The following is a 21,029-nucleotide window of genomic DNA, read 5'->3' as shown; positions in this document are numbered from 1 at the left end:
GACAGCCATCATAACTGCCACCGTTACAGATTTGTTTGTTCAAAGTTTTGTTCAGTTTTCAATGTGCGTACCCGATTAGGCAACTCATATATCATAACAGTTTTATGACCGATGGTCAAGCGCTTTATGAAGAGTTTTTTTAGCGCTTTTTATAAGCGCCTTGTCCCTCGCAAGGAACAATAATTAGTATACGGACTCGCCTAGGTTTCGTCAATGCTTTTTTTCGCTTTTTTTGCTTTTTTCTTTTACTTTTTTGTAGCAGGGGACTTATCTCGAGTTATTATACAAAAAAGCCACTTTTGCTTTTATATTTTCTTGAAATCTAGACCATTCTTTATTTTTTTAAAGAAAAAGAGCCTTTTTGTTGAAAAAGCTCGTATAATTATCTTATCTAATACGCAGAAAGGAAGACATGTATGCCATGCTACATCCTCACCGACAAGGCCAAGGACAAGCGCTTCTTCAAAAAGACGCTGCTGGATCCAATCTTCTATGACACACCTTCTGCTCTCATTGCAGCTTTACGGAAGGTAAAAAACGGCCAAGTCGTCATCTTAGACTCAACCATTCGTGGTTTCGATAAAGCTGGTCTAAAGACCGCACAGTTAATCAGACAAAAAGACCCCGATGCGCAACTCATCATGATATCGGAAGATGCCACCTTAGTTGGGCAGTGTTTTGAAGCACAGGTTGGCTTTTTGGACTTCATCATCAAACAGGAGTTTAGTTCCGTATTCCTGGACCGATTACTTCGGGCCATTGCAAAGGCAAACTTAAACTTGCGTCGAATCCTTGAACTTCGCCCAATCCCAATTCGTTTACCTCATGGAAAAACAAGCAAAGTTTTTGACTTGACTCGCATCATCTACATTACAACGGACAAGGGGACACATCATCTTTTTGTTCACGAAGCGGATCGACTTTCACGCATCCGAGCTTCAATGGCTTCAATTGCTGACTGTCATACCTCGTTATTCCAGATTCACGCTTCGTTTACGATTAATATTGCTTATTTGCATGACTACGACTGCGGCACACATGTCGTGACGATGGTGACCGGTCATCGCTTACCGGTTTCACGCATGTATGCAGGCGCCTTACGAGAGGCTCTCCGTTGGCCGACCGCAAAAAAAAGGGGTTCCCATATGGTCGGGACAACAAGTAGCTGTTCATAATCCACCTGCAGCAGGGGAATAAAAAAGCACGGACGATTCACATCGTCCGTGCTTTTTTGTTTAAACCTTCTATATAGAAGAATTAGTCATTTTCGTTGTCATCTTGTTCTGATTCAGCACGGTCAACAAGATCTTTGACGTCATCAGCAACTGGTGCTGCGCCTTCTTCTTGCTTTTCCATTGCATCTTCAGGACTATCGTCTTCAGACATTGGTTCCAACTTCGTAAAGGTTGCAACCTTTGAATCTTCTTCCAGACGAATCAAGCGGACCCCCTGAGTTGAACGACCGGTCTTTGAAACCGTGTCGATTCCGAAACGAATCATCACACCGAGGTCGGTCGTCACCATGATGTCTTCATCACCGTCAACCGTGACCATTCCGGCAAGTGGTCCGTTCTTTTCTGTAATCGTGGCGGTCTTGATACCCTTACCACCACGACCCTTAACAGGGTATTCACCGGCTTCGGTTTGCTTACCGTAACCCTTTTCCGTGATAACAAAGACGTTTTGGCTGTCCATCAAGATGTCAGCACCAACAACTTCGTCACCTTCACGGAGGTTGATTCCACGAACACCAGCTGCGGCACGTCCCATCAAACGGACGGCTTCTTCAGCAAATGTCACGGAGTAACCGTTATGGGTTGCAATGATGATGTTTTGAACACCATCGGTTTGCAAGACCTTCAGGATTTCGTCGTCTTCCCGAAGCGTCAAAGCCTTCAAACCAGAGGTTCGAATGTTGGCAAAGTCGTGCACCTTCGTGCGCTTAACGACACCCTTGCGAGTAACAAAGAAGAGGTTGTCTTCTGAGTCGGCTGGGTTACCTTGAACCGTCAACAAGGACTGGATGGCTTCGTCTTGGTCGAAGTTCATCAAGTTAATCACTGGGATTCCCTTAGCGGCACGACCATATTCAGGGATTTCGTATCCCTTCAAACGGTAAACCTTACCCTTGTTCGTGAAGAAGAAGAGGGAGTCGTGCGTTGAAAGGTTAGCCAATTGTTCAACGAAGTCTTCGTCGTTCAGGTTCATTCCTTGTACACCTCGACCACCACGGTTTTGAGCCTTAAATTCTGAGGCAGCAACACGCTTGATGTAGCCGTTGTGCGTCAACGTCACGATGATGTCTTCTTCTTCGATCAAATCTTCGTCTTCGATGCTTGTCACGTCACCCACTTGGAGTTCCGTACGACGTTCGTCACCGAAGCGGTTTTGAATTTCAAGCAATTCGTCGTAGATCAATTGATCGATTCGTTCTTGGTGAGCCAAGATATCCTTCAAGTCGGCGATCAAAGCGACCAACTTTTGGTATTCGTCTTCGATCTTGTCGCGTTCCAAACCGGTCAAACGAACCAGACGCATGTCCAGGATGGCTTGTGATTGCTTGTCTGACAAGTCGTAACCGTCAATCAAGCGACCCTTGGCTTCGTCTGACGTCTTAGAAGAACGGATGATGTGGATGATCTCATCGATGTGATCCAAGGCAATCCGCAAACCTTCTAAGATGTGGGCCCGTGCTTCGGCCTTCTTCAGGTCGAATTCCGTGCGACGACGGATAACGGAACGTTGGTGATCCAAGTAGGCTTCTAAGATTTCCTTCAATGACAAAGTCTTTGGCGCACCATTTGAGATGGCCAACATGTTGAAGGAGAATCCAGTCTGCAAAAGTGTTTGCTTGTAGAGGTTGTTCAAGATAACAGACGCTGAGGCATCGCGACGAACGTCGATTGAGACACGGAGTCCTTCACGATCGGATTCGTCACGGATACCCGTGATTCCGTCAATCTTCTTGTCACGAACCAATTCAGAGATTCGTTCGATCAAACGCGCCTTGTTAACGGCGTAGGGGAGTTCGGTCACAATGATTTGTTCCTTACCCGTCTTCGTTTGTTCGATATCAACCTTGGCACGAACGGTAATCGTTCCACGACCCGTTTCGTAGGCCTTTCGGATTCCAGCCTTACCCATGACGATTCCACCGGTAGGGAAATCAGGTCCTGGCAAAGCTTCCATCAAGTCTGCTGTCGTCGCATCAGGATTTTCCATCAAGATGTGCAAAGCAGAAATGACTTCACCCAAGTTGTGGGTAGGAATGTTCGTCGTCATTCCGACGGCAATTCCGGTTGCACCGTTGACCAAGAGGTTTGGAATACGAGCCGGCATCACTTCCGGTTCACGTTCTTCACCATCGTAGTTCGGTACGAAATCAACCGTGTTCTTGTTCAAATCACGGACCATTTCCATGGCGACCTTTGACAAGCGGGCCTCGGTATAACGCATGGCGGCAGCGCCGTCACCGTCGACAGAACCGAAGTTTCCGTGTCCGTCAGCAAGCATGTAACGGTATGAAAAGTCCTGGGCCATACGAACCATTGATTCGTAGATGGCAGAATCACCGTGGGGGTGATACTTACCCATAACGTCTCCAACGATACGGGCGGACTTCTTGTGTGGCTTATCCGGCGTGTTTCCCTGTTCGATCATTGAGTAAAGGATTCGACGGTGAACCGGCTTCAATCCATCTCGAACATCGGGGAGCGCACGGGCCACGATAACTGACATCGCATAAGACAAAAAGGATGTCTTCATTTGCGCGGCCAAATGAGTATTTTGAATTCGACTATCTTGTTCTTCTGGCATTTCTAACTCCGAATCAAGCAGTGCTTAGACGTCAAGGTCTTGTACGTAAACTGCGTTATCCTCGATAAATTGACGACGAGGAGGCACATCGCCACCCATCAACATATCGATTACTGAATCTGCTTCCTCAGCATCGGCTGGGTCAACCCGCAACAAACGGCGGTTAGCTGGATCCATGGTCGTGTCGGCCAACTGGTCGTAATCCATTTCACCAAGACCCTTATAACGCTGGACTTTAGGCTTGGCCGTTGAAGGCAATTGAGCCAGGTATTGGTCCAATTCTTCGTCAGAGTCCAAGTAAGTCATGGTCTTTGAGTTTCCCAATGATACACCGTAAAGAGGTGGCTGGGCGATGTAGATGTATCCGGCATCAACCATTGGACGCATGTAACGGTAGAAGAGCGTTAACAAAAGCGTTCGAATGTGGGCACCATCGACATCGGCATCGGTCATGATAATGATTTTGTGGTAGTGGGCTTTGGTAACGTCAAAGTCCTTTCCGAATCCGGCACCAAGTGCCGTAAAGAGGGAACGGATTTCTTCGTTGGCCAAAACGCGGTCCAATGAGGCCTTACCAACGTTCAAAATCTTACCACGGATTGGCAGAATTGCCTGCGTCAAACGGTTTCGTCCCTGCTTTGCAGAACCACCGGCGGAGTCTCCCTCGACGATGAAGAGTTCTGAAATTTCAGGTTCCTTTGACGTGTTGTCGGCCAACTTACCAGGCAGGTTGGAAATTTCCAAACCTGATTGCTTACGTGTCATTTCACGGGCACGTTTAGCAGACAAACGAGCCTTTTGAGCCAAGGCTCCCTTTTCAACAATTTGCTTAGCAACCGCTGGGTTTTCCATCATAAAGCGGCTGAAAGTCTCGGAGAACATCCGATCCACCGCTTGACGAGCATCGGAATTTCCAAGCTTCGTCTTCGTCTGACCTTCGAACTGTGGGTCCGGGTGCTTGATGGAAACAATGGCTGTCATTCCTTCACGGACGTCTTCACCCGTCAAGGAATCGCCATTTTCTTTAATAATGTTTTGCTTGCGGGCGTAGTCGTTAATGACACGCGTCAAAGCAGTCTTGAACCCAGTTTCGTGGGTTCCACCTTCGTAGGTGTTGATGTTGTTTGTAAAGGTCTTGAGATTTTCTTTGACTTCCGTCGTGTATTGAAGAGCAACTTCAACGACAATGCCGTTTTCTTCACCTTCAACGTAAACTGGTTGGTCGAAGAGCACTTGCTTGCCTTCGTCCATGTAAGAAACGTATTCCTTAATTCCACCTTCGAAGTGGAACGTTTCAGAAACGGGTTCATCCAGGCGGTTGTCCGTGATGGAAATTCGCAAGCCCTTGTTCAAGAAGGCCAATTCACGAACACGGCCTAACAGCGTTTCGTAGCTAAAGACCGTTGTTTCTTGGAAGATATCTGGATCTGGCTTGAAGTGGACAATTGTTCCACGTTCGATTGGCAACGGACCTTCCTTCTTCGTCATACCAGTCTTTACGCGACCAGTTTGGAAGTCCATGTAGTAAAGGTGTCCGTCACGAACAACTTGGACGTCCAAGCTTGTTGACAGGGCGTTAACAACTGAGGCACCAACCCCGTGCAAACCACCGGAAACCTTGTATCCGCCACCACCGAACTTTCCTCCGGCGTGCAAAATCGTAAAGACGGTTTCCAAGGCTGGCTTACCCGTCTTCGTTTGGATGTCGACAGGGATACCACGACCATCATCGGTTACCGTGATGGAGTTATCCTTTTCGATTGCAACTGAGATGTGGGAGGCAAAACCGGCTAAGGCTTCATCGATACCGTTATCGACAATTTCCCAAACCAAGTGGTGCAATCCCTGTGCCGTCGTCGTTCCAATGTACATTCCAGGTCGCTTACGAACGGCTTCGAGCCCTTCTAAGACCTGGATCTGATCGGCGTTATAGGCGTCGGCATCTGTGTTCATCTTGATAGCTTCTTCCAGTTCTTCTGGCGTCATCGCTGCTTTTGCTTGTTCTTCTTCTGCCATGGTTCTCCTCTTTGCCTTCTCTTACTCTTCCACTTCAATTGTTCCGTTTTTGACCAAAAAGACTTTCGGTTCTTTGATCAACGACCGAGCAACCTCGGAAAGAGAGGGGGCGGTGATAAAGGTTTGCACCTTGTTTTCGATGGTGAGCAAGAGGTGGGTCTGCCGCGAGGCATCCAACTCGGATAACACATCATCGAGTAATAAGACTGGGTATTCACCAGTTTCCTGGTACATCAGGTCGATTTCGCCCAGCTTTAGGGCCAAGGCAGCGGTTCGCTGCTGACCCTGGGAGCCGAATGTCGAAACATCGGTTCCGTTGACCTCAATCATAAAGTCATCCCGGTGGGGGCCAATCAAAGTTGTGCCCTGCTTCTTTTCCCGGGCATCGACTTTTTCAAAAGCGTTTTGCAACGCTTTTTTAACGGCCTCCACACCATTCAATTCGTCCATCGCAACAGACGTCTTGTAGTGCAAAGCAAGTTCCTCTGTTTGATCGGCAACATCCTTATGGATGACCTTGGCCGCAACTTCCAACTCCTTCAAGAACTTTTTCTTGAGGAGCATGAGCTTAGCTGCCAAATCAATGAGTTGGTCCGTTAAGACCGTCAAGAACACTTGATCTTGTTTCTTACCAAAAGACCAGGCCTTCAGGTAAGCATTGCGGTCCTTTAGCACCTGCTTATACTGGGACGATAATTGTAAGTAGGTTTTGTTCATCTGACCAAATTCGATATCGATGAACCGCCGGCGCGTGGCTGGCGGGCCCTTAACCAAATCCAAGTCCTCAGGAGCAAATAAAATCACGTTTAATTGACCGATGTAAGTCGACAAACGACTTTGATCGAGGTGGTTCACCCGTGCCTGCTTTCCCTTATTCGACCAGGAAAGCGAGAGGGGGGTCTTACCAAAACGGTTTTTAATTGATCCGGAAACCCGGGCGTGGTCATGTTCCCACTGGATTAAGTCCTTATCGACTTTGCTCCGATGGGAACGGGCCAAGGCCAAAGCGTAGATGGCTTCCAAAAGGTTCGTCTTTCCTTGTGCGTTTTGCCCTAGGAAAACATTAACTCCTGGTTGGAAAGTCAGTGACGCTTCTTCGTAATTACGAAAATGGGAAAGTTCGAGTTTCTCTAATTCCAAGAAGAAGGACCCGTTGGCCTTTTCTGGCCAGGCTTTTTCTTATTGGCTTTAGTTGGCTGATTTTGCTTCCAAGCGGCCTTTCGTTCCTTTGCTTGAAAACGAGCAAGTATCGCTTCTTTTTCGCGACGTTCAGCAGCTTCATCTGCTGACTCTTCTTCAATGACAAAGGCCTGTCCAGCTGTTTCAATGAGGTCGCCAGGATAGAGCTTCTTTCCTCGGCGGTTCTCTTCTTCACCATTCAGCAATACTTCTTCACTTGCTAAGTAGGCTTTTGCTTGGCCACCAGACTTGATAATGTCAGTGATTTTAAGCAACTGGGCCAGGGTAATAAAATCAGTTGTAATTGCTAAACGTTCAGCCATAAAACTTCCCCAAATTTTTCTAAGACTTACTCTAATATTATAACATACTTGTCCCTATTTGCCCGTAAGAGGCTTTATTTGCGTTTTTTTCTTTTAGCAGTCTGTTTCGATTAAATTAGCAAAAAAGGGCAGGTTGCTTTGTAAGCATAAAAAAAGACCCATAGTGGGTCTTTTCTCGTTTTTATTTAGAATGTACGAACTGGCGTTACCAATTGCAATTGCTTGTTGTCCGTTTCACCTTCAGGAATGATGATGAATGGACGCAAGTTCGTGGTGAACTTCAATTCAACCGTCTTGCCTTGCAACACGCGAAGGGCGTCACGGACATAGTCCGGGTTGAATGAAATTTCTAAGTCGTCCCCAACAATCTTGTCGGCTGACAAAGCTTCCTTCACTTGTCCAACTTCCTGGGAGTTTCCAGAAAGCTCAGCTTGCTGATCCTTAATCGTCAACAATACCACGTTGTTACGTGATTCGTGAGAAAGAAGGGAAGCACGATCAATGGCTCCCGACAAGACACCAGCATCAATTTCGATTTCAGTATTGGCTTCTGAAGGGATCAAACGATCTGTTTCAGGATAGTTTCCTTCCAGCAAGCGTGAGTAGAAGGTCGTGTTTCCGAAAGTAAAGACGGCTTGGTTAGCAGACAACTTCACTTCAACACGGTTTTGACCTTCCAACAAGGATTGCAATTCGTTAAAGGCCTTTGCAGGAATAATAACGGATGCAGCTTCTTCGTTTTCTTCGGCAACCAAAGTGATGATGCGTTGTGACAAACGGTGAGAATCCGTCGTTACAGCCTTAATTTGATTGCCGTTCAAAGAAAGGTGAATTCCCGTCAAGATTGGGCGACTTTCCTGAGTTGATGCTGAAATCTTTGTTTGTGCAATCAATTCAATCAATTGAGCCGCTGAAATCTTCAATGACTTTGATTCTGAAAGCTCAGGCAACTTAGGGTAGGCAGAACTTGGTTGCCCATTAATCTTAAAGGATGCTGATCCTGAAGTAATCAAAGCTTGTAATCCTTCGACTGACAAAGTCATGGACGTGGCGGGCAAGTGCTTCACGATGTTAATAAAGAAAGTAGCGGGCAATGTAATGCCACCAGTACTTTCAATATTCAATTCGTTAGCAGTATCTTCAGCAGTCAACGTAATCTGAATTGAAATATCGGCATTTGAACCAGTTAAGACCAATTGATTTTCTTGAAGGTCTAACTTTAAGTTCGTCAAAATTGGAATTGTCGTTTTAGACGAAATAGCTCTTGAGACATCATTCAAAGCTTTGATGAACGCTTGGCGATTAATCGTAAATTTCATAGCACATAGCCTCCTTTGTGGCGGGTGCAGTTATATATATATAGTTAGTATAAATAACTAGTAATAGTAATAAGGGCTGTGGGTTCTGGGGATTAGCTAACGAACCTTGAAATAATCGTGTTTTGCCTGTGGATAACCTCAGGTATAACTCGGCGATAATTTCTCGACTTATCCACAGGTGATTTACCCGTTTTTAATGGTTTCGGCTAAGTCCGCAATCAGTTCCTTAATGTTGCTTTCCTTTTCGACTTGCTCTTCAATCTTGTTGAAGGCGTGTGAAATGGATGAGTGATCTCGGTTACCAAAGGCACGACCAATTTCAGGCAAAGACTTATCAGTCATCGTTCTGGTTAAGTAAATGGCAACGTGTCTTGCCTCAACAAGGTTTGCTTGGCGACGAGAAGACTTCATATCTTCGACGGTCTGCATATAGTAGGTAGCAACCACGTCTTGGATTCGTTCAACCGTTACAACCGCTTTCTTGTTGGCGTTAATTTCAGCCAAAATCGTTTTTGCAGTTTCGATTGTTGCCGGCTTATTCATGAAACGAATCTTCGCTTCAAATTTATGGAAGGCACCTTCCAATGTGCGGACGTTATCATCAACTGATTCACCAATCAGTTGGAGAACGTCGTTTGGAATGTCCAAATCGTTTTGGTCTTGCAGGTTTCGTAGGATGGCCACACGAGTCTGAACGTCCGGCTTTTGGATGTCTGATGTGATTCCTTGTTCGAAACGAGACTTCAGACGATCCTGCAAATCAGGAATATCATTCGGATAACGGTCCGAAGTCATCACGATTTGCTTGTTTGCCTTTGTTAAGGCATTGAAGGTGTTAAAGAATTCTTCTTGGACTTGCGGCTTACCTGCCCAGAACTGGATATCATCGACAAGCAACATATCCAATGAACGGTAAGTCTTTTTGAAGAGGGCAGTGGCATTACTGTTGTCCTGGTTACCTTCACGAAGTGAGTTCGTGAAGTCGTTCAGGAAATCTTCAGCAGTGGCGTACTTAATCCGAGCATTTGGATTGTCCTTTGCGAACTGATTACCAATGGCTTGCATTAAGTGGGTCTTTCCTAGTCCAACACCTCCGTAAATTAGGTAGGGGTTATAAACTTTTCCAGGTCCTTCCGCAACGGCCTTTGCAATGGCCCGCGCGTTTTCATTACCTGAACCCACAACGAACTTATCGAAGGTGTAATCTTCGTTTAAGCCAGCATCTTGAGAGAAAGGAATGTGTTGTTCGGAAGCAACGGGTGCGGAAACAAAACTGTTTTTTTCCTCGGTGTTTTCAGTCGTCCGTAAATCAGGACGAATGAAGCGTCCCGTGATTTCCGTTGCGTATTCAACGAAGCTCATTTCGAGTTCAAGCTTCCACTTTTCCGTGATTGCTGAAGCAGTGTCTTCCGGAACCGAAAGAATCAAACGCTTGTTATCTTCCGTGAAACCAATTGGCTTTAATGGATCAACAAAGGAATCAAAGGAAACTGGACCTAATTGTGTAAAAAGACGACCTGAGATTTTTTCCCAGAGATCGTTTGGGTTTAAGTTTTCAGACATCGAAAGCTCCAAATTATATTGATTATAAGAAAGAAAGTTTTTTAAATACAAAATCAGTATAGCAAAAAAAATGTCTCGGGCATAGTTTTCCCCAGAAAAGAATAAGACTTTGAAAAAAGCCCCAGCAGTTGGTAAAAAAAATCAGGATTGTGGAACAAAAAGGGAACAAATTTTCGTCATTCTCATCTATCACAACCCTTATCCACAAGAGAAACGCTGATATAGAAACTTATACACAAGAAATCCACGTTTTCCCCAGTTCTAAACTCACAGCCTGTGGAAATGTGGATAACTTTTGGATAATGACTGGATAACGAATTTTCATTTGTGACTTTTACCGCCCCTTTGGATTAGCTTTTGATAAAAAAGTGGATATCTTTTTTCCTATATATAATAAACTTTTAGTTATTGCCTGCTACTGCTTGCCAGAGCGGGGTATCCGTGGTATGATTAATCTCGAATTGCAAAGATTTTGCAGACAAATTATTAATGGAGGTAAATCCTGATGAAACGTACATTCCAACCAAAGAAGCGTCACCGCGAACGCGTACACGGTTTCCGTAAGCGTATGTCAACGAGCAACGGTCGCAAGGTTTTGGCTCGCCGCCGCGCGAAGGGCCGCAAGGTATTATCTGCCTAAACAGGTCGCTGCTTGCAGTGGCCTTTTTATTTTCATAAAATTTCATGCAGGAATTATCCTGCGTACATAAAGGTTCGGTATAGCTATGCGTAAGTCATTTCGGATTAAAAAACCAGAAGAGTTTCAAAAGGTCTTTGACCACCACCAATCGGTGGCTAATAAGTACTTTGTGGTTTACCGTTTAGAAAAGAAAAATCAAAAGCACTTTCGTCTGGGACTTTCCGTTGGTAAAAAAGTCGGAAAGGCGCACGACCGTGTACACGTCAAAAGAAGAATTCGGCAGTCAATTCTAGAATTAAAGCCGCAACTCGATCAAAAGACGGATATACTAGTAATAGCACGACCAAATGTCGCGGGTGCATCGCAGGCTTTTATCAAAAAGCAGCTCATCCACGTTCTCCACTTAGCAAAACTACTAAAGGAAGATTAAAATGGCTCGACTCAAAAAATGGTATCAAACAATCGGTTGGTTCCCGCTTACTTTGGCGGCATTGGCCCTCGTTGGAATTATTGCAGCTAACCATTCTTATCAAGCACCGGTTGCTGGATCTGGAATCTGGGGAACTTTTGTTGCCTTCTTTATCCGTTCAATCTTAGGTGTTGCTTCATGGTTTAGTTCATCTTATGGATTGGGTATCGTGATCTTTACCATTTTCGTTCGATTCCTTGTGTTGCCTTTGATGGTCTACCAAATGGATTCCATGAAGAAGATGCAGGGTATGCAAGATGAAATCAAGGCCTTGCAAGAAAAGTACTCTGCTAAGGATACGGAAACAAGAACGCTGCTTGCACAAGAACAACAAGCACTGTACAAGGAACACGGCGTTTCACCGTTTGCTTCCATGTTGCCGCTTTTGGTTCAGATGCCCGTGTTGATTGCCTTGTACCAAGGGATCCAAAACTCACCAGTTCTGCGTTCAGGTTCTTTCCTTTGGTTGAACTTGGGTCAGTCTGATTCGTACATTATTTTGCCTGTGTTGGCAGCCCTCTTTACGTTTGGGTCTTCATTCTTGTCAACGATGGCCAACCCACAGCAGAATGGGTTTACGAAGATTTTGCCTTTCGTATTTCCATTCATTATCTTCTTTACCTCTTTGGCTTTGCCTTCTGCCGTTTCTTTGTATTGGGTAGTGGCAAACCTCTTCCAGATGATTCAAACTTTCTTCTTGCAAAACCCATTCAAGATGCAAGCGGAACGTAAGGCCGCACGTGAACTTGAAAAGGCAAAGGCTCGTAAGGTTCGGAAAGCTACTCGTTCAAAGAAGAAAAAGCGCTAAGGGTTCTTTGTCCTTGATGTTTTCAAAAAAGGTGGTTCACCATGATTGAAATGTTAAAACAAACACCCAACTTTCGTTGGTTCCACGTAACCAACATGTCGGAACAAGACCATGAAAGTCTATTGGGCGAACATGGTTTAACCGAGCAGATGTTAGGTTATGCAAACGATCGCAACGAATCGGTTCGTATGGAATTTGATCCGGATGCTGATGAAGCACTAATCATCTTAGATGTTATTTCTGCTGAGCCAGAACCTGTTTTGACCCGTCCGATTGGAATCGTCTTGGTTCATGGTGATATATATACCTTTTCACACCGACCAACAGATTATGTGAAAAAGGAAATTCTGGCTGGGCGACACGACACCAAACGGGATGAAGACGACAAGTTGTCTGTTTTCGAATTCCTCTTTACAGGAATCTATCCGTTGATGACGATGTACGGTGAGGAAATCACTGAAATCAATCGTCAACGTCGCGCCATTCAAGCACAGTTTGGAAACCAAAAGCAGTTAACGAAGCAAACCAACGATTTGCTTCACTTGCAGATTCAAATGATTTATTTGCAAAACTCTTTGGCAAATAACCTCATTATGTTGGAACAAATTCGGCGTTCCTACCAGGCACACGTTTCAGTCGAAGATTTGGATCTCTTAGACGAGGTTCGTGTCGAAGTTGAACAAGCACGTGACATGTCCGGTTTGGCGATGGAAGTGATCAATGCCGTAACCAAAGCCACGGACACCCTTGGTAACCGTGACTTGAACTGGACGATGAAGGTGTTGACGGTTTATTCAATCGTCTTCACGATTCCAACCATCGTTTCTGGTTTCTATGGCGAAAACGTTGACTTCTTGCCGTTTGCCTCACATCAGTCAGGATGGTGGGTCACGATTATTATCATGATAGCCATGATGACCGGCGCAACATACTTGTTCCACCGATATGGTTTCTTGAAGAAATAAAAAAGGACAGGCAGCTGTCCTTTTTTTGTACCCTTTTGTTGATATAGCGGGCTTTCTTCCTTTTTTCTTGTTACAATCTGACGTATAATAGAAAAGAATGAAATCTAGTAAAATCCCCGGAGGGCTTATGTTATTTAAGACAAAGACAAAAGAGGACTTAAGACAACAACGCGAACAATTCGTTCAAAAATCATCAGCTGGAATGCTTGCTTTTCGGCGCTTTATTTTTGCACCAAACCTGCTGACATTCGTTATTTCAGTGGTTGTCGGTAATGCGTTTGGATCAACGGTCAAGGACCTTGTATCATTCACCTTTAACTTCTTCAAGGCGTTGTGGTTTTGGCTCATTAGAAGTGATCACGTCTTTACGATGGAGAAGACGACCGAGTCGTTATCGACTTTTATCGCTTCAGCCTTAACGTTGCTTGCCATTTCGTTGGCCGTCTTTTACTTCATCCAATTCATCAACAACTGGTTGATTGGTACGGAAGAAGAAAAGTGGGGCTATGATGAGCCACACCAAGACTCATTAAACGAGCAGGCGCTTCAGAAGGAAAACAATGAGTTAATTCGTCAAAACATCGCCTTGCAGAAGGAAATGATTGAACTTTTGAAGAAAAAGGATTAGTCTGAAAGACGTAAAGGGGGAGTCACAATGAAAGTAACAACGGTTTATACAGCGATTGCTGCTTTGGTCTTGCTGTTCATTTCAGTTGTGTCATGGGTGTTCCGAGCGATGGAAACAGCTATCTTAACTGCTGAATTGGCTAGCTTTATGTTGTTGGTTGTGTACTTGTGGGACAACCGGAAGAACGGTAAAGATTAAGAAACGTTAAAGAAGCTTAACGACTACTAAAGCCAGGAGGAACTCTTGGCTTTTTCTTTAGGAATGTTTCACGTGAAACATCTTCCGGAAATTGTTTCACGTGAAACATATGAGGAGGAGGAATGCTATTTAAGGATCTGGATATCACCTTTGACGATGTTTTCGTGTCTGAGGCGGTTTCAAAATCAATAAAAAATCAAACGTATGGTCCAGAAAAGTGGCAAATGTTTGATTTGTATCTTCCAAAGGGAGTAGAAAGGCATGCCTTGATTCTCGATTTGCAAGGTGGCGGTTTAGTCCGTGGGTCAAAGTCAACGAATAAGCTAAGACCAAACATGAAGTTGGTCGAAGAAGGTTTTGCCGTTGCGTCAATGAACTATGCCTTGATTTCAGATGCGAACTACGCCTTCCCAAAACAGGTTGCTGAAGTCAGAGCGGTGCTCATTCAGTTGAAAGAAAGGGCAGAAGAGTTCGGATTGGATGTTGACCGTTTTTATCTATCAGGAGAGTCATCGGGTGCACAGTTGGCTTTGCTAACAGTTGCAAGCGCGACAGCAGGTGTGAAATTAGGGTATGAAAAAGGATTAAAGGATGATCTAGAGGAAATGCCGGTGATTCAAAAAGTGATTGCTTCTTATGGTCCCTACGAATTCGATCAATTTGAAAAGCAATTTAATAAAGCAGGGGTTGAGCCAAAGTACGCTGAGTCAGGTTCACCGAAATCGTTCGAAGGATTAGCGGTAGGTGGATTAAAGGTGAGTGAAGCACCAATTCAAATTGCCCAGGGCAATCCGGCAAATTATTTTACAGAAAAGATGCCGGAGCTCTTTGCGATGGCCGGTACTGCTGATCAAGTTGTACCATTTGAACAGAGTGTTGAAATGGTACAACGATATGAAAAGATGACAGGTAAGAAAGCGATGACGCACTGGATCGAGGGTGGGCATCATGGTATCAAGGATTTTGATACGGAAGAAATTAAAAAAGAGAAGTTAGGCTTCTTACGTAATTAAAGGTAAATAAAAAGCGCTGAAATATCAGCGCTTTTTTATTTATCAATTTAATCGGACAATAGAGCACTTACCAACATCTTTGATTCTTGAAAGAGCAGTGTGTGCACGTAAGGACGTGGAATAACGGTATTGAACCAGCGGGAACCCTCAAGCGGGATACCTGAAACGAAGAAGCCGTTAACTGGCTCGTCGTCATTGTCTAGTACGGTTAAGCTATTCAGATCAACCTTGATGGTGTGCCCAAGAAGGGAGCTGCCGTCATCCTTTTGTACTCGATCATTTGAACTAATCAGATTGTTAGAAATCAATGACTTAATCAAAGGTGATTTAGCAATTCGGAAATCAATCGTCGATAACCGGGCTTCAATCAATACGGAACCTTTAAAGCGTTGGCCGAGTGAGTCGGTGGCGACAAAGGCATTATCATCGTGTCCGGTTTTGAAACCAGGGCCAGCAATCTGGATGACACCAGCCTCGAGCAAGGCCAATAACTGGCGCATACGGATTAATGGTGGACCAGCAGAAAGTTGGTTATCAAAGTGTTTGAAATCTGAAAGCATCTTTTGATAATCGTCATCCGTGAAGTAGCCTTCGTTATAAAGGGTTCGGACGATATCCCGTAAATCACGAAGAATGTCATAAGCACCGGTCAGTGGGGACCAATCATTTCCTAATTCGGCCGATTTGATATCGGATTTGATGTGCTGGATTAGGAAATCCTTGTACGTGGATGCTTCAGTCTGACGAAGAGCAGGAAATACCTTTGAATCCCAATCAATATCGACATCGAAGTTTAAATCAAACTTTTCATTGATGAGTGGCCAGTTATCCGGATTCTCAATGAAAGTTGCTAGCTTTGAACGAAGGTCGCCAATTGGGAAGTCTGCTTGAAGGATTTGGTTGTAGAGTGACTTATAGGTCAGTTCCTTCTTCAGCGTGTCCATAAAGACGTCAAAGGGAAGGTGCCCCTTGTTGAAGCTGGCTTTTTCCTTTAACTTATCAAGGGTAAAGAAACGTGGTTGATAAAGCTGCGAGGCTTCCTTTTGGTTAACGCCCTTAGCGCGTGGTGGTAGGCCATTAAAGGAACCGGCGACGATACGAGGCTCTTTTCCAGAGGGACGGTATGTTAAAGAACCGTCGTTTTCCGTGATGAAGGCCCCACCCTTACTTGCCGTCAAAGAAAGAAGGACATCGAAGAATGAAAGGCCGAGCCCTTCAATGAGGACTTGATCATCTGCATTAATGGCATCAAAATCATTCTCGGCTGGATGAGAAGCAGGGAAGTACTGTAATTGCTTCGAATTAGCAAAGGCCAATAGGTCTTGTTGCTTATCATTTGGTTCATTGTCGATGTGACCGGGGGCCAAAACCACTCGGTCGTAGCGATGTTCTTCTCCATCATCTGTTGTCAGAAGGAAATTATGCTTTCCGCGATTCATTTCAGTCACCATTTGTTGGTGGAAATTAACCGAGATGTTAGGTGACGAAATGGACTGCAACAGTTCGAAGTACCAAGCGGCATATACCCCAAAAAGACCTCTAGAGGAGAATTCGTTTGCAGAGACCAACGACAGAACTTCGTCCTGATAGATGGAAGGGAATTCGGGGTGATCCTTTAAGTAGTCAAATGCCTTCGTTTGTGCCCAAGAGAGCAGGTTAGGACGCTCCGTTTCGACTTCGTGATCCTGAATTTCAAAATCATCAAACAGTGTAACCTGATTGGGGGCGGTGTTCATCAGGAAGGTGTGGTTGTTTTTTAAATAAGGGTTCCACACGCGTCCGCCAATAGGGCTAGGGTCATACATGTCAATGTCTACCTGTTTTGTTGTATCAACTAAGAAAAGTAGACGCCCTAGAATGGCGAGGTTCCTGGGTCCTGCTCCAATAAGAGCAATTTTCATAATGACTCCAATCTGAAAATAGATTTAAGTAAATCGAAAATCTGTCATGGTTACATGAAAAGTCAAAGACCTTTGTCGACTGTGGCAGTTATTCGTGAAATAATACAGTTATATTTTAAAGACTGTAAAGAAGTATGTCAAAAATAACGAAGCTTACAGAAATTGAGAATTCAGAGCAAAAAACAAGGAAACTTGCTATAATAGAGCTATCATTTGTTGCAGAGAAAAGTGGCGCTGGTAGAAAGAGAACTAACGGTTGCTGTGAGTTAGTCTAACCACTTTTTTGTTACACAACAAAACCGAAATGACGTGAAGCCGCGTTAAGGCTACTTGAGCGACCTCGATATGAGGTAAGTTAGGTGGTACCGCGGAAACTTCGCCCTAATCAGATGATGATTAGGGCTTTTTTCTTTCGGTTTTCTACTATTAAGTAAGGAGAATGAAGTCATGAATTTTATTGAAGATTTGAAGTGGCGTGGTGCGTTGAACCAGATGACTGATGAAGAAGGCTTGTTGAAGGCAATGGAAGAGGGACAAATTGGTGCCTATGTAGGAACTGATCCGACGGCTGATTCCCTTCATCTCGGCCACTTGATTCCATTCATGGTCTTGAAGCGTTTCCAAAAAGCTGGTGGAAAGGCTGTCATCATCGTTGGTGGAGCAACGGGTTCCATCGGTGATCCTCGTCCAACAACGGAACGAAAGTTACTCTCAGAAGAGCAATTAAAGGACAATGAAAAAGGAATTGCCGAACAGGTAACCAAGCTCTTCGGTTCAAACGGGACGACGATTGTTAATAACGCCGACTGGTTGAACATCATGACCTTGCCACAGTTCCTCCGTGACTATGGAAAGCTGTTCTCCATCAACGTGATGTTGAAGAAGGATGTCGTGGCATCCCGTTTGGAAACTGGTATTTCATACACGGAATTCACTTACCAAATTTTGCAGGCTATCGATTTCTTGCACCTTTGGCAAGAAGAAAACGTGCGTCTTCAAATCGGTGGTTCTGACCAGTGGGGAAACATAACTTCCGGTGTTGATTTGATTCACACGGTTGAAGGAAACGATGCACCAGCCTTCGGTTTGACCATTCCATTGATGACGGATTCAACGGGAAAGAAGTTTGGAAAGTCCGAAGGTAATGCCATCTGGTTGAACGCTGAAAAGACTTCACCATACACGTTCTACCAATTCTGGTTTAACCAAGCGGATGCGGACGTCGAAAAGTACTTGAAGTACTTCACCTTCCTTTCAAAGCAAGAAATCGACGACATTGTCGCACAATCAGAAGAGAACCGTGGTGCACGTATTGGACAAAAGCGTTTGGCTCAAGAAGTAACCGCCTTTGTTCACGGAGAAGCGGCTGTCGAAGAAGCGGAAAAACTTTCAAAGGCCTTGTTCTCTGGTGATGTTGCGGACTTGTCCGTTCAACAAATTCAAGACGTCTTCTCCGGAGTTCCAGGATTTGAGGCAACGGATGAAGAAATGAACATCGTGGACTTCTTGGTGAATGCTGAAATCGAGAAGTCAAAGCGCCAAGCACGTGAAGATGTTCAAAACGGTGCCATCCGGATTAACGGTGAAAAGGTGCAAGATGTGGACGCGATGATTGATCCAAAGTCAGCATACGAAGGTAAGTATGTATTGGTGCGTCGTGGAAAGAAGAAGTACTTCTTGGGAACAATCAAGTAATAAAAGTTCAAAGTTGATAAAAAAATTAAAAAAATTAAGGAAAGATTTAATCTTAACTTAATCTCAGCGATAGATAATAGAAACATCGATAAAGTATTATCGATAGTTGGATATCTAGTCAATATAAATACTTCTCTCTAAACCTAATTTATACCTTCTCTCCCGACTAGATATTCAACTCTTTTAAAAAGCTTTCCAGCAATGGGAAGCTTTTTTTGTTGTTTTTTTATGAAAAGGTAAAGAAATCCCAGAAAAACAAGGTTTGTCAGTGACTTTGTTATAATAAAAGAGACATAGATAAGTATTAATCTAAAGTAGCAAGTAGCCGCTACATATTATTAAAAAAGGAGACAGCGCACATGTCATTATTAGAACTGCGTCACGTTTCAAAGCACTTTGGCTCATACAAGGCCATGGATGACGTGTCATTTTCAGTAGAACCAGGTCGTATTGTCGGTTTGATTGGACCAAACGGTGCTGGTAAGTCAACCACGATGCGTGCCATGACGGGCTTGATGCGTTTTGACTCAGGAGAGGTTATCTTTGATGGCCAACCCGTTCAATTCTCAAAGACTAAGGCCTTGTCAAAGATGGGGAACTTGATTGAATACCCATCCATCTACCCAAACTTCACGGCCGAAGACCACATGAAGTACTACGCGATGGATTCCGAAAACCCGGAAGACATCCATGAATTGATGAAGTTGACCGGAATTGACGGCGAAAACTTCGGGAAGCGTAAGGCCAAGAACTTCTCTCTTGGAATGAAGCAACGTTTGGGAATTGCCATTGCCTTGATTCGTCGTCCTAAGTTGGTTATTTTGGATGAACCTATGAACGGGTTGGATCCACAATCCGTACGTGAAATCCGTGAGCTCATCCAAAACTTGGCGAAAAAGGGGATTTCCTTTGTCATTTCTTCCCACCTCTTGGATGAATTGCAGCGTTTGGCTGACGACGTGGTCATCATCAACAAGGGAAAGGTTGTCCGTAAGGCAACGATGGACGAATTCTTGTCAGAAGACAAGGCACAAGTAAAGGTGAAGACTTCCGATAACGACGCCATGCTCGAAGCGGCAAAGGCTGAAGGTTGGAACGCAAAGCTCGGTGATGACAGCCAGGTCTTGATTGACGTCGAAGATGGCGTGAACGCTCAGGCCGTATTGGCAAAGGCAACCGAAGCCAAGTTGGATGTTTTGGATATCCAAACGGGGTCTGTTAACCTTGAAGATCACTTGATGGAAGTGCTGTCTGAAAACGGCACGCGTGCATAAAGAAGGTTTAAAGGAGACATTATGATTACGTTATTAAAACAAGAATGGATGAAGGCCGTTAAGCAAAACCGCTTCTACATCTGGGCAATCATTGCTTTTCTTTTGCCAATCGGTGTATTGACATGGTTTGTACCGGCTGAACAACAATCACTCGGGTATTCAGCACTTGGTGGGGCAGGAATCATCATTGCCATTGCCGGTTCGGTTTTCGCAGCGTTGACCTTTACACAGGAATTTGGCTACGGAACGATTCGTCCTTTGCTCTCTCGTCAGTACTCACGTTTGGAAATCTTTATCTCAAAGGTTGTGATTATCCTGGTTGAGTATGTAATCACCTTGTTAGCAGGGATCCTGGGAATGCTCGCTGGACGTTTTGTGTTCATCACGTTGAACGGCAGCCACTTTACTGAAATTGACTGGCAACCATTCCTCTTTGCCCAAGTCATGGATGTGTTGATGATGTTATTCTTCTTCGCCGTTGTCTTGCTCGTTTCAAACCTTGCCAAGTCATCTGCAGCTGCTGTTTCAATCGGAGTCGTACTCTCCATTGCAACACCAATCATCTCAAGTATCACCACCTTTTTGGTCCGTTTCTGGGAACCATTGAAGTGGAACCCGCTCACGGTTCAAAGCATGCTGTCATCCGCCTTTGACGGACGCTCAGCAACGAACCTCTTCATTAAGAACTACTTCGGGGCCGATGTCTGGGTTGTCTGGTTGGTATACGCCATCTACTTGATTCTGATTTACGTTGGAACCTTTGCCATCTTCCAACGTCGCTCCGTTTAAAAAAAGGCCGAAAGGCCTTTTTTTATTGGCATTTTTTCTTTTTAAACACTTTTTGGGCTTTCTTTTGGTACAATTAGCAAAGGAGTTTCCAATGTCTAGACAAAAAGCAGTATTTAACGATAAACAGCGAATCCTTCGCTTATATTCCATCCTGATTTCAAAACAGGCGATGTCGGTCGACCAAATTGAAGACCTCTTCTTCGTTGGACAAAAGACTGTGCAACGTGATATCGCCGCGATTCGGGAGTTCTTATCAGAGCTGCAAATCAACGAGGAAATCAAGTCCGAAGTGGTTTACGACCGGAAGGTGAAGAAGTATAAAATCACGAACCGGGATCACCTCTTTGAATTATTCGATAAGATCAATTCGGAAGAAAACCCCTTCTTCTATTAAAATTTATGAGCAAACAAAAAGTCGTACTGAGTGAATACT

General features: G+C 44.5%; 19 protein-coding genes. 12 read left to right on the top strand and 7 right to left on the bottom strand.

Annotation, left to right across the window (positions count from 1 at the left end; genetic code table 11):
* Nucleotides 1–416: 416 nt before the first annotated feature.
* A complete protein-coding gene (locus NFX39_RS03490; RefSeq protein ID WP_252443017.1) occupies nucleotides 417–1,175 on the top strand; it encodes a LytR/AlgR family response regulator transcription factor in 759 nt (252 codons plus the stop codon).
* 82 nt (nucleotides 1,176–1,257) lie between these two features.
* On the opposite strand, the gene gyrA is transcribed toward NFX39_RS03490, so the two are convergent.
* The 6 genes from gyrA to dnaA form a co-directional block, all read right to left on the bottom strand.
* Nucleotides 1,258–3,816, bottom strand: coding sequence for a DNA gyrase subunit A (gene gyrA / locus NFX39_RS03485; protein ID WP_252443015.1), 2,559 nt, complete (start codon nucleotides 3,814–3,816; stop codon nucleotides 1,258–1,260).
* Between the two features lie 24 nt (nucleotides 3,817–3,840).
* A complete protein-coding gene (gyrB, locus tag NFX39_RS03480) occupies nucleotides 3,841–5,802 on the bottom strand; it encodes a DNA topoisomerase (ATP-hydrolyzing) subunit B (protein ID WP_252443034.1) in 1,962 nt (653 codons plus the stop codon).
* A gap of 51 nt (nucleotides 5,803–5,853) precedes the next feature.
* Nucleotides 5,854–6,972, bottom strand: coding sequence for a DNA replication/repair protein RecF (recF, locus tag NFX39_RS03475; protein WP_252443013.1), 1,119 nt, complete (start codon nucleotides 6,970–6,972; stop codon nucleotides 5,854–5,856).
* The gene (gene yaaA / locus NFX39_RS03470) at nucleotides 6,963–7,334 is read right to left on the bottom strand and encodes a S4 domain-containing protein YaaA (RefSeq protein WP_252443011.1); all 372 of its coding nucleotides are present in this window, start codon (nucleotides 7,332–7,334) and stop codon (nucleotides 6,963–6,965) included. The genes recF and yaaA overlap by 10 nt, the downstream gene beginning before the upstream one ends.
* Nucleotides 7,335–7,519: 185 nt before the next feature.
* The gene (gene dnaN / locus NFX39_RS03465; protein WP_252443009.1) at nucleotides 7,520–8,653 is read right to left on the bottom strand and encodes a DNA polymerase III subunit beta; all 1,134 of its coding nucleotides are present in this window, start codon (nucleotides 8,651–8,653) and stop codon (nucleotides 7,520–7,522) included.
* Between the two features lie 183 nt (nucleotides 8,654–8,836).
* On the bottom strand, nucleotides 8,837–10,216 hold the full coding sequence (gene dnaA / locus NFX39_RS03460) for a chromosomal replication initiator protein DnaA (protein WP_252443007.1): 1,380 nt from the start codon (nucleotides 10,214–10,216) through the stop codon (nucleotides 8,837–8,839).
* A 499-nt stretch (nucleotides 10,217–10,715) separates the two neighbouring features.
* Between dnaA and rpmH the strand changes: the two genes are divergently transcribed.
* The 7 genes from rpmH to NFX39_RS03425 all read left to right on the top strand — a co-directional run bounded on the left by rpmH (nucleotide 10,716) and on the right by NFX39_RS03425 (nucleotide 14,937).
* The gene (gene rpmH, locus NFX39_RS03455) at nucleotides 10,716–10,856 is read left to right on the top strand and encodes a 50S ribosomal protein L34 (protein ID WP_213809011.1); all 141 of its coding nucleotides are present in this window, start codon (nucleotides 10,716–10,718) and stop codon (nucleotides 10,854–10,856) included.
* An 85-nt stretch (nucleotides 10,857–10,941) separates the two neighbouring features.
* Entirely contained in the window at nucleotides 10,942–11,286 is a 345-nt protein-coding gene (gene rnpA, locus NFX39_RS03450; protein ID WP_252443005.1) for a ribonuclease P protein component, read from the top strand.
* Nucleotide 11,287: 1 nt separating this feature from the next.
* Nucleotides 11,288–12,133: a membrane protein insertase YidC gene (yidC, locus tag NFX39_RS03445; RefSeq protein ID WP_252443003.1), complete on the top strand. Its 846-nt coding sequence runs from the start codon at nucleotides 11,288–11,290 to the stop codon at nucleotides 12,131–12,133.
* Between the two features lie 41 nt (nucleotides 12,134–12,174).
* Entirely contained in the window at nucleotides 12,175–13,098 is a 924-nt protein-coding gene (locus NFX39_RS03440; protein WP_252443001.1) for a magnesium transporter CorA family protein, read from the top strand.
* Nucleotides 13,099–13,225: 127 nt separating this feature from the next.
* Nucleotides 13,226–13,726 (top strand): MscL family protein, encoded by a 501-nt coding sequence (locus tag NFX39_RS03435; protein WP_252442999.1) that lies wholly within the window; start codon nucleotides 13,226–13,228, stop codon nucleotides 13,724–13,726.
* Between the two features lie 27 nt (nucleotides 13,727–13,753).
* Nucleotides 13,754–13,924, top strand: a complete 171-nt coding sequence (locus NFX39_RS03430; RefSeq protein WP_252442997.1) for a hypothetical protein — start codon at nucleotides 13,754–13,756, stop codon at nucleotides 13,922–13,924.
* A gap of 122 nt (nucleotides 13,925–14,046) precedes the next feature.
* Nucleotides 14,047–14,937 carry an alpha/beta hydrolase family protein gene (locus NFX39_RS03425; RefSeq protein WP_252442995.1) on the top strand — a complete coding sequence of 297 codons (891 nt, stop codon included), beginning with the start codon at nucleotides 14,047–14,049 and terminating at the stop codon, nucleotides 14,935–14,937.
* 47 nt (nucleotides 14,938–14,984) lie between these two features.
* Here the strand turns inward: NFX39_RS03425 and NFX39_RS03420 are convergent, their stop codons facing one another.
* A complete protein-coding gene (locus NFX39_RS03420; RefSeq protein WP_252442993.1) occupies nucleotides 14,985–16,838 on the bottom strand; it encodes an FAD/NAD(P)-binding protein in 1,854 nt (617 codons plus the stop codon).
* Between the two features lie 447 nt (nucleotides 16,839–17,285).
* Here NFX39_RS03420 and tyrS point away from each other — a divergent pair, with 447 nt between their 5' ends.
* The 4 genes from tyrS to NFX39_RS03400 all read left to right on the top strand — a co-directional run bounded on the left by tyrS (nucleotide 17,286) and on the right by NFX39_RS03400 (nucleotide 20,990).
* The gene (gene tyrS, locus NFX39_RS03415; protein WP_252442991.1) at nucleotides 17,286–18,533 is read left to right on the top strand and encodes a tyrosine--tRNA ligase; all 1,248 of its coding nucleotides are present in this window, start codon (nucleotides 17,286–17,288) and stop codon (nucleotides 18,531–18,533) included.
* A gap of 359 nt (nucleotides 18,534–18,892) precedes the next feature.
* Nucleotides 18,893–19,807 carry an ABC transporter ATP-binding protein gene (locus tag NFX39_RS03410; protein WP_252442989.1) on the top strand — a complete coding sequence of 305 codons (915 nt, stop codon included), beginning with the start codon at nucleotides 18,893–18,895 and terminating at the stop codon, nucleotides 19,805–19,807.
* 21 nt (nucleotides 19,808–19,828) lie between these two features.
* Nucleotides 19,829–20,596, top strand: coding sequence for an ABC transporter permease (locus NFX39_RS03405; RefSeq protein ID WP_252442987.1), 768 nt, complete (start codon nucleotides 19,829–19,831; stop codon nucleotides 20,594–20,596).
* Between the two features lie 91 nt (nucleotides 20,597–20,687).
* Nucleotides 20,688–20,990: a kinase gene (locus NFX39_RS03400; RefSeq protein WP_252442985.1), complete on the top strand. Its 303-nt coding sequence runs from the start codon at nucleotides 20,688–20,690 to the stop codon at nucleotides 20,988–20,990.
* Nucleotides 20,991–21,029 lie beyond the last annotated feature (39 nt).

This window comes from Fructobacillus apis (genome assembly GCF_023893635.1).
GTDB classification, from domain to species: Bacteria; Bacillota; Bacilli; order Lactobacillales; family Lactobacillaceae; genus Fructobacillus; species Fructobacillus apis.
Note: the sequence above shows the minus strand (reverse complement) of the source record. Positions and strands in the feature narration are given on the sequence as shown.

What these genes read in the sequence shown, in the direction of transcription:
- tyrS (WP_252442991.1), top strand. Translation starts at nt 17,286, where the DNA reads ATGAATTTTATTGAAGATTTGAAGTGGCGTGGTGCGTTGAACCAGATG.
- NFX39_RS03410 (WP_252442989.1), top strand. Translation starts at nt 18,893, where the DNA reads ATGTCATTATTAGAACTGCGTCACGTTTCAAAGCACTTTGGCTCATAC.
- NFX39_RS03490 (WP_252443017.1), top strand. Translation starts at nt 417, where the DNA reads ATGCCATGCTACATCCTCACCGACAAGGCCAAGGACAAGCGCTTCTTC.
- NFX39_RS03405 (WP_252442987.1), top strand. Translation starts at nt 19,829, where the DNA reads ATGATTACGTTATTAAAACAAGAATGGATGAAGGCCGTTAAGCAAAAC.
- yaaA (WP_252443011.1), bottom strand. Translation starts at nt 7,334, where the DNA reads ATGGCTGAACGTTTAGCAATTACAACTGATTTTATTACCCTGGCCCAG.
- NFX39_RS03420 (WP_252442993.1), bottom strand. Translation starts at nt 16,838, where the DNA reads ATGAAAATTGCTCTTATTGGAGCAGGACCCAGGAACCTCGCCATTCTA.
- rnpA (WP_252443005.1), top strand. Translation starts at nt 10,942, where the DNA reads ATGCGTAAGTCATTTCGGATTAAAAAACCAGAAGAGTTTCAAAAGGTC.
- NFX39_RS03430 (WP_252442997.1), top strand. Translation starts at nt 13,754, where the DNA reads ATGAAAGTAACAACGGTTTATACAGCGATTGCTGCTTTGGTCTTGCTG.
- NFX39_RS03400 (WP_252442985.1), top strand. Translation starts at nt 20,688, where the DNA reads ATGTCTAGACAAAAAGCAGTATTTAACGATAAACAGCGAATCCTTCGC.
- dnaN (WP_252443009.1), bottom strand. Translation starts at nt 8,653, where the DNA reads ATGAAATTTACGATTAATCGCCAAGCGTTCATCAAAGCTTTGAATGAT.
- dnaA (WP_252443007.1), bottom strand. Translation starts at nt 10,216, where the DNA reads ATGTCTGAAAACTTAAACCCAAACGATCTCTGGGAAAAAATCTCAGGT.
- gyrA (WP_252443015.1), bottom strand. Translation starts at nt 3,816, where the DNA reads ATGCCAGAAGAACAAGATAGTCGAATTCAAAATACTCATTTGGCCGCG.
- NFX39_RS03440 (WP_252443001.1), top strand. Translation starts at nt 12,175, where the DNA reads ATGATTGAAATGTTAAAACAAACACCCAACTTTCGTTGGTTCCACGTA.
- NFX39_RS03435 (WP_252442999.1), top strand. Translation starts at nt 13,226, where the DNA reads ATGTTATTTAAGACAAAGACAAAAGAGGACTTAAGACAACAACGCGAA.
- yidC (WP_252443003.1), top strand. Translation starts at nt 11,288, where the DNA reads ATGGCTCGACTCAAAAAATGGTATCAAACAATCGGTTGGTTCCCGCTT.
- NFX39_RS03425 (WP_252442995.1), top strand. Translation starts at nt 14,047, where the DNA reads ATGCTATTTAAGGATCTGGATATCACCTTTGACGATGTTTTCGTGTCT.
- gyrB (WP_252443034.1), bottom strand. Translation starts at nt 5,802, where the DNA reads ATGACGCCAGAAGAACTGGAAGAAGCTATCAAGATGAACACAGATGCC.